Genomic DNA, 10,155 nt, shown 5'->3' on the forward strand with positions numbered 1-10,155 from the left:
GCTGGCGGCTCCTGTCGTTCAGTACCAGGGCACGAAGGCGATTGGCTCCCAAGGCTGAGCAACGCTCAGGCTCGCTAAGCCAATCAGAGACGCTGTTGAACCGGAGCGGCCGGTGGTGAGCGAGCGTTGGGCGGCGGGAGCGCAGATCGTGGGCCCGGCGGTGTCTGCCTTCTGGCACGAGGGCGAGTTCGGCACCGGCAAGGAGCGGCAGGTGCTCCTGAAGACCACCCGGGCCCGGCACCCGGAGCTTAAGGCCCATCTGCTCGCGCATCACCCGTGGCAGAACCCTGAGGTTACGACCGTGCCCATCGAGGCGGGGTCCAAGGGGTGCCCGGAATGGATTGCCGCCCACGCGCAGCCCCCTGTTGCGTGAGCGGCGACAGAACTCGTCCAGCCGCTGCCGGGCTACCGACAAAGGCATGAGTTCCGCTCTCAGATCCACGGCCGCGACCATCCCGTGGCCTCCGACACGCCGATGGGACCTCCCAGGTGCTCCCGGCAGGCGCCGGCATCTCCCGGCATCCCGATCAAGAACTCACCGACGGCCGCACTCCGCCTTCACCTACCCAGCCAGGCCGGTCTTCCGCAAGAACGGACAGCCGGGGTTACCGGCGCTCACCGTGCCACAGCAGAGGTGCATCGGCATCACGTGACAACCGGTTTCGACGGCCGTTGGCCGGCCCTCCGTATGCCGGTGACGCGCACCGGAACGCCAAGACCACCCTCCCGGCGTGGTGACGCGCGGGCACCCCTGTCCCGTCAAGGGGTGCCCGCGCGCGTCATCGTGCCGTGCCGGCCGCGTGTGCGGTCGCGGGGGCGCGGTCTCAGAGGGCGTAGTGGTGGAAGCCGTGGAAGCCGGCATACGTCCACTCGGTCCAGGTGCCGTGGTGCAGGCGGTAGAAGCGGTGGCCGTGATAGCGGTACCAGACGCCGTGGTCGTAGCGGTACCAAGCGTCACCGTCCTCGTACCAGCCGTCGTAACCGTGGCCGTAGGGACCGTGACCGTGACCGTAGGAGCCACCGTGACCGTGGCCGTAGTAGCCGTAGTAGCCGTAGTAGCCGTAGTAGCCGTAGCGGTCGCTGTTACCGTAGGAGTTCTCGTGGTCACCACCGGTGTACACCGCGACCCGGGGGGCGCCGGCGCCCGCGTCGACGGGAAGGGGCGCCGCGGACGCGCTGCCTCCGGCCGCGAACAGGGCCCCACCTGCGACACCGAGGGTGGCAGCCGCAACAGCGGCCCGCCGCACAAGCTTGCTAATCATGATCACTGTCCTCCATTTACCTTGCTTACGCAATCCAGCAGGGTCGATCTCCTTCGATCCGACACCAGAGACCCTACGGATAGGTAGTTCATCATTCAACTTCTTGGAGGGTGAGCTATGCCATGGACCACCACACCGCAGACACGGAATAACCCCGCCCACCCCAAGCCGGCCGCAAGCCGCTCCCCGATCAACCGCCGAGGGCTCCTCGCAACAGGCCCACGGCATGAAGACGACCCGAACCTCCCGGCCGAACTCAACACCGGAAACAACGGCCGCGCACTCGCACAGCACAGTGATCCCGGCGGATCTGCCGACGGCCGTCGAGACCACCCGCGCTCCGGTGGCGGACCGGCTACCGGCAGCGGCTATCGCCCGTCGCCGGACCACCTCCTCGCCGCGATCCTGCGCAAGGCCGGGCGGCCCGAAACCGGATGGGAGCCGAGCAGCCCACTCTCCCCGGCAGCCGCAAGGCTGACGTCGAGTCCCTCTGCTTCGCCCAGCCAGCCACCGCGTTCAGCCTCCGCGATTCGCTCCAGGAAGCTGAACGCGGATCTCAACCAGCCGGGCGGTCCCGCGGGGAGCTGCGTGACAGGACTTTGGACCGTGCGATCTCGAGTGCCTAAAAAACGCCGTCGGCCGGTGGGCTGAGGCTCGCGAACCATCCGGGCCGGCCTGGATACGGCGCTATCGCAGGCGCCGGCGCCGTCGCGGAAGACCCGGGCGGTGCACGATCCGGGCAAGATCCTGCTGGATGTGGCGCTCGCCGCCGCCCCGGGCGAGAATTGCCTGGCCGCTGCGGGCATGCTGCGGGCCGAGCCGGCCTCGGCAGGCAGGGGCTGAGGCCGCCGAAGGGGCGCACCTGAGCACCGCGCAGGCAGCGGCCGGTGGCACGAGTGCGCGGCCCCAACCGGGGGCGGGTGAACATCACCGGCGCGGTCTGCTACCGCGCCGGACACCGCTCCCGGTTCTTCTTCACGCTGCACATCTGGCACGGGAGCCGGGGCGAGCCGCAGGCGTTCTCCTGGCGCCAATACGGCGATCTGATCGTCATGACCCACCTGCAGCTCGGCACTCCCGTGGTGTGGTGCTGGGACAACCTGAACGTGCACCTGGTTCCCGTGCCGGCCGCCTCCGCCGAGGAGCACAAGGACTGGTCGCAGATCTTCCAGATGCCGTCGTATGCACAGGAGTTGAACCCAGTCGAGGGGATCTGATCACTGCTCAAGCGGCACCTGGCCGACTTCGCCGCCGCCGACCTCACGCACCTCACCCGGGTGAACAAGCGGAAGTTGAAACAGATACAGTACCGGCCCCACCCCGTCGACGACTGCCTCCCGCCCACGGCCTGGCCGTGGATCACAACGCGATCAGGTCACCGGACACCACGAGTTCAGCCTGAGGAGCACAGGCCGCGATACGGGTTCCGCGGGGCCCGGGTCGGGGAGACAGGGGTGCACCCTCCCTCACGCCCCGCGCCTGTCCCCCGCCTCCGAGTCCCCGTCCGCCGCCTCGGCCTCGATGACCCAGCTGCCTCGGGCCTGCACCTGGTAGACGCCGGGCCCCGGCAGGCGGAACGGCAGGTCGGCGTCGCCCTTGCCGCGGGCCGCCTCGGCCCACTCGGCGAGGTCGTCGTCCAGGGCCAGCAGCCGTACGTCGCCGCGCCCGCGGTGCCGCAGCACCGCCGGGCCGACCGGGCCCGCGTACCGTACGAGGTCCCCGCCGCGCCCGTGGATCCGCTCGGTGAACTTCGGTACGGCGTCGACGGGTTCGGCCCACGCCTCCCAGTCGGCCCGGGCCGCACCCCGGAACTCCACCTGGAACCGGGCCACTTCGCGGTTGCCCGAGCGCCGCAGCGGCACCCGGGCGTGCACCGGCTCGAAGCCGTCGCCCAGTGTGTAGCCCTTGCGCTGGTTGCCGCGCAGCAGCAGGACGACGGTCAACTGCTCGGCGCTGTCGCTCCGCACCACCAGCACGGCGGGCCGCCCCACAGCCGGCAGCCGCACCCGCGCGGATCCAGGGCCCTGCCCGTACTCCCGCTCGCCCGCCTCAGGATGGGCGGCGGCCCGCACGGGCTCTGGCTGCCGGAGCGCGGCCCCGGACCCCACCCGTCGGGGGACGGGAAGCCTCCCTCCTCCCCCGCCGCGCCGCTCCTCCAGCCGCAACCCGCACGCCGCGCACACCGCGACATTGCGGGTGGCCGCGTCCGCCGAGGCCCAGGGCAGCTCGCGCACGGCCCGCCCGTGCCGGGCGTCGAAGAAGCACAGCGGCAGCCGACGGGGCAGCGGCAGCCCCGCCCGCCGGGCGTCGAGACAGGCCACCGCGTGCCACCCGTCGTCCAGCGCCCGCAGCACGTCGAGGGCGTCCTCCCGGTCCCGGTCCCCGACGAAGGCCCGCTTGGCCTCCTCGTACGCGTCCAGGGCCCGCCCAAGGTCGGCGCGCATCGCGTCGGTGGCCCCCGGCTCCCCCGGCGAGAAGCCGTGCTCGTCGAGCGCGACCCCGAACGCGGTGATCCGCGCCTCCACCTCGGCAAGCTCCTCCTCCGCCCGCCGCCGCGCCGCCCGTCCGAACCATCCCCCCAGCCGCGCCCAGGAGCGCCTGTCCTCGGCCATGCGACCACCCCCTTCGGGCTGATCGTAAGCCGGGGCGAGGTCTGGAAGCTCCCCGTCCCAGCCGTGCGCGAGCGGCCCGCGCCCCAACTCCCCCGCCAGTCACTCCCACTGCGCAGTGTCAGCCGCTCCACCGAGGCCGGCCCCTTCGAGCGCAGCGCGTCCGCGCCGCCCTCCTACCACGCCCGCCGCCAGCGCCGCACCGACCGCGCGGTCACCCCAAGATCCCTCGCGACGGCCTCGCTCCTCTCGCCACGAGCGAACCGCTCGACCGCCTCCAGCCGCACCCGTTCCCGCTTCTCCTGCTCCTCGGGCATCAGCCCGCCCCCCTGCGCGTACCGCATGAGGACGTCCTAGTGTCCTGAGTCTTTATTTCGCTATAGAAGTAGGCTGGGCTCATGGCGCGTATGGGTCGGCCGACGGTCGAGGTGGTCCTGACGGACGAGGAGCGAGGAACGCTGCTGCGCTGGTCGCGGCGGGCAACGTCCTCGCAGGCTCTGGCGTTGAGGTGCCGGATCGTACTCGCGTGCGCTGATGGCGGCTCGAACACCGCGGTAGGAACGGAGCTTGGGGTCCACCCGGTCACGGTGGCCAAGTGGCGCAAGCGGTTCGCGGCCGACCGACTCCAGGGCCTGTCCGACGAGCCGCGGCCCGGTCCGCCCCGCACGGTCAGCGATGAGAAGGTCGAGGAGGTGGTCGTGCGGACCCTGGAGACCACTCCGAAGAACGCCACGCACTGGTCGACACGGGAGATGGCCGCGGCCAGCGGCCTGAGCCAGTCCACCGTGTCGCGGATCTGGCGGACCTTCGGCCTCAAACCGCACCTGGTGGACACCTTCAAGCTGTCCAAGGACCCGCAGTTCATCGAGAAGGTCCGCGACGTCGTCGGCCTGTACCTGGACCCGCCCGAGCGGGCCATCGTCCTGTGTGTGGACGAGAAGTCGCAGATCGTGTGCCACGAACGCTGAAGGAGGCGTTGATGTAGCTGCTTCTGGAAGCGGTGCTGTGCAGGAGATGGAGGTAGGTCCTCCGGGGTCGCCCTGCAGGGGGAGGCCTCAAACCACCGCAGGCTGCGCCGGTTAAGTGCCGGTCGTGGTGAGCGCTGCGGCAAAAGGCGCGGCAGTGATCGCGTCAGGTGTGGGCCAGGAAGGCGAGCGTGAGCGAACCGCTGACGACGTGTCGTAACTTTCTTCAATGGCGTCGAAACCGGGGCATGATCTGGGCTCCGGGACAAGTCCGGGGGGAGCCTGCTGACTGCCCGGACGGCGTCCGGCATGGAGGCGGCGCGAGCCTGGTCCGGGCTCTTGCACGGAACGTGGGAACCTGTCGCCCCGATACTGGCGCCGGCCTGGTGGGCCGGGGCCGAGAGGGAGTGCCCCAAGCGGACAAGACCGCGAGGGGCCGAGTACCGATGCGGGGCACGGGGGCGGACCGTCCTGTAGTAGCGATGAGGCCCGGTAACGCGGGTGGAGCAAAGGGGACGGATCGTCCGGGTCTGTTTGGCGGTCAACCGGAGTGCCCGGGATGAGCCGGACGAGCGGACCGAAGTCGTTCGAGATCTCGAAACACCTAGTGTTCGAGGCGTACTTGAGGGTCAAGGCCAACAAGGGCGCGGCGGGCGTCGACGGCCAGTCGATCGAGCAGTTCGAGGCTGACCTGAAGGGCAACCTCTACAAGCTGTGGAATCGCATGTCGTCGGGCTGCTACTTCCCGCCGCCGGTACGGATGGTGGAGATCGACAAGCCGGGAGGACGCGGGGTCAGGATCCTCGGTGTGCCCACGGTCGCGGACAGAATCGCACAGACGGTGGTGGCCATGGTGCTGGAGCCACTGGTGGAGCCTGTGTTCCACCCGGACTCCTACGGCTATCGGCCCCGCCGCAGTGCGCTGGATGCGGTCGCGGCGTGCCGGGAGAGGTGCTGGAAGACGGACTGGGTGATCGATCTGGACATCCGGGGATTCTTCGACAACCTCGATCATGATCTCGTCCTCAAGGCGGTCGCGCACCATACCGACCAGCGGTGGGTCCTGCTGTATGTGGAACGGTGGCTCAAGGCCCCGCTCCAGCGGCCGGACGGCAGTCTGCAGGCCCGGGACCGTGGCAGCCCGCAGGGCTCGGCGGTCTCACCTGTGTTGTCCAACCTGTTCATGCACTACGCGTTCGATGCCTGGATGGCCCGGGAGCACCCCGACGTTCAGTTCGAGCGCTATTGCGATGACGTGGTGGTCCACTGCCGCAACGAGGCCCAGGCGCATCAGATGCGTGAAGCCATCGCCGGGCGGCTGGCCGACTGCGGGGGACTGGAGTTGCATCCCCAGAAGACCCGCATCGTGTATTGCCGGGACAGGAACAGGCGTGGCTCGGCCGAGCACACCTCGTTCACGTTCCTGGGGTACGGGTTTCGCGTGCGGAAGCTCAGGACGAAGCGCGGAGATTTCTTCTTCGGCTTCAGCCCGGCTGTCAGCGACGAGGCCGCCAAGCAGATCCGGGTGCAGATCCGCCGCTGGCGGCTGCACGTGCGCAGTGAGACGACCCTGGAGCAGCTCGCCCGGGAGATCAACCCGGTCGTGCGGGGCTGGATCAACTACTTCGGGCGGTTCCACCCGTCCGCGTTGTTCTCCAGTCTCAACCGCATCAACGACTACCTGGTGCGGTGGCTCGTCCGTAAGTACAAGCGGTTTAAACGGAAGCGAGCCAGAGCGCGAGAGGCCCTGAGCCGTCACGCCAGACGGTTTCCCGGTCTCTTCGCCCACTGGAGACTCGTCAGGCCGTAACCGTGCGCGACTGGACGATGGGAGCCGTGTAAGCCGAGAGGTTTACGCACGGTTCTGAGAGCCTGAAGTTTCGCCATTCTCGTGATCGGCTACTGGGTTGCGAGTGACGGTGTGTGAGGTTGGCTGGTCGTCAGGGGGTTGGCGGGTGGGCCGACCCAGAAGCCAGGCACGGAACGCATAAGCGCGCCCCGGCCTACGGCACCCAATTGCGGACCGCGAAGAGGCATCATTCCGGGGCCGACCCTGATGGTGCGCCGAGGCTGACCATGCCTGGCCGTTGCCGTTTCGACCCGGTTGCGAAAACGCGTCAGCCTGTGGGCGCGCCGATCTGGTCGCGCTCCAGGACGGAACGCAGCTCCGAGAGGGCCTGCGCGGCGGCTCTCAGGGGGGACGCCTTGAGCGCATCCGCGGTCAGCTCGGCCAACCGCTCGGTAAAGGTCCCTTCTGCTGCGTCGACCAACTGCAGGCCGTCGTCGGTCAGGGCCAGCAGTGAGGACCGGCGATCGGATGGATTCGGCTGCCGGACGGCCCATCCCTGCTTCTCCAGACGGTCGATGGTCTTGCTGGCCGCCCCGATGCCGATGGCGAACTCGGCGGCGAGGTCAGCCACGCGGGACTCGGGGTGGTCGCGCAGGTAGCGCAGGGCCTCGAACTGCGAGGTGACGATCCCGTGCCGCTCACGGAGACGGTCGTTGAGGGCGTTGTAGAGACGCGTCTCGCATCGGACCAGGTCAGCGAAGAAGCCCGGAAGGTCGACCGTGTCACTGCTTGTTTTGGATGCCACGGCATGTAGTTTACGATACATGCCACGGCATATAGTGCCGTGGAAGTCACTTGCGGCAGGGGAAGAACGATGAGCAAGGAACAGCGGGCGCAGATTGACGCGATGTTGCGGCAGCCGCGGCCCGAAGGCCCCAGGTCTGTCGAGGCGATCCGAGCCGGATTCGAGGCGCTGATGGCCAAGATGATCGTGCCCGACAACATCCGCACCACGCGGACCACGCTCGGCGACCGACCCGCACTGCGCGTCGAGCCGGGCGACGGTCTGCGCGCCGGGACGATCCTGTACTTCCATGGCGGCGGCTGGGTATACGGCTCCCCCGAAAGCGTCCTGTCGCTGACGGGACACCTCGTTGCCAAGACCGGCTTCGGGGCATACTCGGTGGACTACCGGCTTGCCCCCGAGCACCCGTTCCCGGCCGCGATCGACGACGCACTGAGCGCCTACCGCGCCCTCCTCGACAGGGGCCAGGACCCTTCGACCATCGCGTTCGCCGGTGACTCGGCCGGCGGCGGCCTCACCGTCACGACCTGCCTGGCCGCCCGCGACGCGGGCCTCCCGCTGCCCGCCGCCGTCGTGACGTTCTCCCCGGGCCTCGACGCCACCCGCACGGGCGAGAGCATGGACACCAAGGAATGCATCGACCCGATCCTCACCCGCAAGTCCGTGGAACACACCGGAGCCATGTACCTCGCCAAGCAGGACCCGCACCAGCCCATGCTCAGCCCAGCCGTCCTCGCCGACCTGACCGGCTTCCCCCCGATGCTCATCCAGGTGGGCACCAACGAGATCCTGCTGGACGACTCCACGCGCCTGGCCGCCCGCGCCCGCGCAGCCGGAGTGGACGTCATCCTCGACATCACCGCCGACGTACCCCATGTGTTCCAGTCTTTCGCCGGCGTTCTCGACGAGGCCGACCAGGCACTGGACCGCGCAGCCCTGTTCCTCACGCAGCACGTCCACATCCCCGACACAGCAGCCGCGTCAGCCGGGTAGATCTCGGAGCCGTCTGGCGATACAGCAGGCTGGGCGGCTTTGAGCTTCGCAGGGAATAGACGGCACCACGAGTCGACCGTCCGCAGAGGCGGAACGGGCCGGGGTGGCAGAAGAAAACCTCCGTGTCAGGCCAGAGTTCTTGCGGGCGTAGGAAAGGGTGCGCGGTGCAGGAGCCCCGGGTGGGCTGGTCCGGACGCGGTGCGGCGGATCGGGTCATACGCGGTGTCCGCCCTTGCCGGAGGTGGCGGATGCGCCGCGCGTCGTGCGTGGCTATACCGGGGAGGTCCAGGTGCCGGTGACCGTACCGTCATCCCTGTTGATCGTGCTGGAAGTCCTGCGGCCGTGCTTCACCGCCCCCTCGTTCACGACGATGGCGGTGCTGGTCACCGGGGTGCTGTCGGGGAACAGTCCGCGCACCGTCACCGGGATGTGGCAGGCCGCCGGACTGGCCGGGAAGGCCCACTGGTCGCGAGCGCACCGGTTCTTCTCACGGGCGGTTTGGGACCTGGACCAGGTCGGACTCGCCCTGGCCCGTGCGGTCGTGGCTCGCTTCGTGCCCCGGGGCGCGGCGGTGACCCTCGCGGTGGACGACACCCTGTTCCACCGCTATGGAAAGAAGGTCCACGGCGCGAAGTACCAGCACGACGGCTCTGCCAAAGGACGCGACGGCATCGGGCGCGGCAACTGCTTCGTGATCATCGGGATCGTGGTGACCGTGCCGTTCCTGGCCCGTCAGGTCTGCCTGCCCGTCCTGTTTCGCCTGCACATACCCAAGACCAGCATCTCCAAGACCGAGCAGGCCAGAACCATGGTCGACCTCTTCGCCCAAGCCCTGCCCGACCGCGTCGTCCACATAGTGGGCGACGCCTTGTACCGGGGGCCGGCCTGGCGTGGCCTGCCCGCTCGGGTCACCTTCACCACCCGCCTGGCCGCCAACGCGGTCCTGTACGGACCCCAGCCACCACGCACCGGCAAACGCGGACATCCCGCCTGGAAGGGCGAACGCCTGGGCACCGCTGCCGAGATGGCCGTCTGCGCGACCTGGACCCGTGCTCGCGTGACGCGCTACGGCGTGACCAAGGACGTGGACCTCGCAGTGATCGCCTGCCTGTGGTGGGGCAGCCTGCACCGCACCCCTATCCGCGTGGTCCTGGTCCGCGACCTGGACGAGACCCGCCCCTGCACTCTCGCCTTGGCCAGCACCGACCTGACCACCAGCGCCGAACATCTTGTGGCCCGGTACGCCTCCCGCTGGTCCATCGAGCAGTCGATCAAGGACGGGAAGAACCTCCTGGGTGCGGGCGATGCCCAGAACCGTCTACCCGCCGCCGTCGAACGCACCACACCCCTGGGACTGGCGAATCTGACCATCCTGGTCCTGTGGTACGACCACGCCGGCCACCCCGCCGCCGACCTCAACTCCCGCCGCCAGGAGGCCCCCTGGTACCGCCACAAGCGCCACGTCTCCATCGAAGACATGATCACCGCATTCCGGCGCACCCGGATAACCAGCAACACCGCAGCCCAGGGCACATCCGCCCTATTAGGCGAGAACACCCCCACCAGCGAAGCAACCGCCGCGTAACGGCGAAACTTCAGGAGAGCGGCGGCGGGTGAAACTCCCGCCGCCGACTCACCCAGGCACTGGACCGGTCGGCGCCGGTGCTGCCGATGATGCCGGGCATGCCCGAGCGCCGCACCCACGACTACCTGCGCGGTGGCGTGACGACCC

The 10,155-nt window shown here is 69.2% G+C and carries 9 protein-coding genes and 2 pseudogenes; 7 read left to right on the forward strand and 4 right to left on the reverse strand.

Annotated elements, in window-relative coordinates:
- Window positions 1-115 precede the first annotated feature (115 nt).
- The gene (gene cutA, locus AB0M27_RS44970) at window positions 116-373 is read left to right on the forward strand and encodes a divalent cation tolerance protein CutA (protein ID WP_365731677.1); all 258 of its coding nucleotides are present in this window, start codon (window positions 116-118) and stop codon (window positions 371-373) included.
- Between the two features lie 451 nt (window positions 374-824).
- Here the strand turns inward: cutA and AB0M27_RS44975 are convergent, their stop codons facing one another.
- The gene (locus AB0M27_RS44975) at window positions 825-1,262 is read right to left on the reverse strand and encodes a hypothetical protein (protein WP_365731679.1); all 438 of its coding nucleotides are present in this window, start codon (window positions 1,260-1,262) and stop codon (window positions 825-827) included.
- Between the two features lie 666 nt (window positions 1,263-1,928).
- On the opposite strand from AB0M27_RS44975, the pseudogene AB0M27_RS44980 reads away from it, so the two are divergent.
- Both AB0M27_RS44980 and AB0M27_RS44985 read left to right on the forward strand, forming a co-directional pair.
- A pseudogene (locus AB0M27_RS44980) lies at window positions 1,929-2,096 on the forward strand (IS1380 family transposase); the annotation flags it as partial.
- A gap of 53 nt (window positions 2,097-2,149) precedes the next feature.
- Window positions 2,150-2,479: a DDE endonuclease gene (locus AB0M27_RS44985; RefSeq protein WP_365731681.1), complete on the forward strand. Its 330-nt coding sequence runs from the start codon at window positions 2,150-2,152 to the stop codon at window positions 2,477-2,479.
- Between the two features lie 249 nt (window positions 2,480-2,728).
- Here the strand turns inward: AB0M27_RS44985 and AB0M27_RS44990 are convergent, their stop codons facing one another.
- Window positions 2,729-3,874, reverse strand: a complete 1,146-nt coding sequence (locus tag AB0M27_RS44990; protein WP_365731683.1) for a hypothetical protein — start codon at window positions 3,872-3,874, stop codon at window positions 2,729-2,731.
- A 173-nt stretch (window positions 3,875-4,047) separates the two neighbouring features.
- Window positions 4,048-4,215 (reverse strand): helix-turn-helix domain-containing protein, encoded by a 168-nt coding sequence (locus tag AB0M27_RS44995; RefSeq protein WP_365731685.1) that lies wholly within the window; start codon window positions 4,213-4,215, stop codon window positions 4,048-4,050.
- Between the two features lie 54 nt (window positions 4,216-4,269).
- Here AB0M27_RS44995 and AB0M27_RS45000 point away from each other — a divergent pair.
- Both AB0M27_RS45000 and ltrA read left to right on the forward strand, forming a co-directional pair.
- Window positions 4,270-4,821, forward strand: a pseudogene (locus tag AB0M27_RS45000) (IS630 family transposase); the annotation flags it as partial.
- A gap of 574 nt (window positions 4,822-5,395) precedes the next feature.
- Window positions 5,396-6,646 (forward strand): group II intron reverse transcriptase/maturase, encoded by a 1,251-nt coding sequence (gene ltrA, locus AB0M27_RS45005; protein WP_365731687.1) that lies wholly within the window; start codon window positions 5,396-5,398, stop codon window positions 6,644-6,646.
- A gap of 307 nt (window positions 6,647-6,953) precedes the next feature.
- Here ltrA and AB0M27_RS45010 read toward each other — a convergent pair whose 3' ends face one another.
- The gene (locus tag AB0M27_RS45010) at window positions 6,954-7,430 is read right to left on the reverse strand and encodes a MarR family transcriptional regulator (protein WP_037738445.1); all 477 of its coding nucleotides are present in this window, start codon (window positions 7,428-7,430) and stop codon (window positions 6,954-6,956) included.
- Between the two features lie 69 nt (window positions 7,431-7,499).
- Here AB0M27_RS45010 and AB0M27_RS45015 point away from each other — a divergent pair, with 69 nt between their 5' ends.
- The gene (locus AB0M27_RS45015) at window positions 7,500-8,423 is read left to right on the forward strand and encodes an alpha/beta hydrolase (protein ID WP_365731690.1); all 924 of its coding nucleotides are present in this window, start codon (window positions 7,500-7,502) and stop codon (window positions 8,421-8,423) included.
- 295 nt (window positions 8,424-8,718) lie between these two features.
- Complete coding sequence (locus tag AB0M27_RS45020; protein ID WP_365731692.1) at window positions 8,719-10,008, forward strand: transposase; 1,290 nt, start codon at window positions 8,719-8,721, stop codon at window positions 10,006-10,008.
- The last annotated feature ends 147 nt before the right edge of the window (window positions 10,009-10,155 follow it).

Origin of the sequence: Streptomyces sp. NPDC052107 (assembly GCF_040680215.1) — a bacterium.
Taxonomy (GTDB): domain Bacteria; phylum Actinomycetota; class Actinomycetes; order Streptomycetales; family Streptomycetaceae; genus Streptomyces.

Excerpts from the sequence above, each read along its gene's own strand:
- AB0M27_RS44975 (WP_365731679.1), bottom strand. The coding sequence starts at position 1,262 with ATGATTAGCAAGCTTGTGCGGCGGGCCGCTGTTGCGGCTGCCACCCTC.
- AB0M27_RS44990 (WP_365731683.1), bottom strand. The coding sequence starts at position 3,874 with ATGGCCGAGGACAGGCGCTCCTGGGCGCGGCTGGGGGGATGGTTCGGA.
- AB0M27_RS44995 (WP_365731685.1), bottom strand. The coding sequence starts at position 4,215 with ATGCGGTACGCGCAGGGGGGCGGGCTGATGCCCGAGGAGCAGGAGAAG.
- ltrA (WP_365731687.1), top strand. The coding sequence starts at position 5,396 with ATGAGCCGGACGAGCGGACCGAAGTCGTTCGAGATCTCGAAACACCTA.
- AB0M27_RS45015 (WP_365731690.1), top strand. The coding sequence starts at position 7,500 with ATGAGCAAGGAACAGCGGGCGCAGATTGACGCGATGTTGCGGCAGCCG.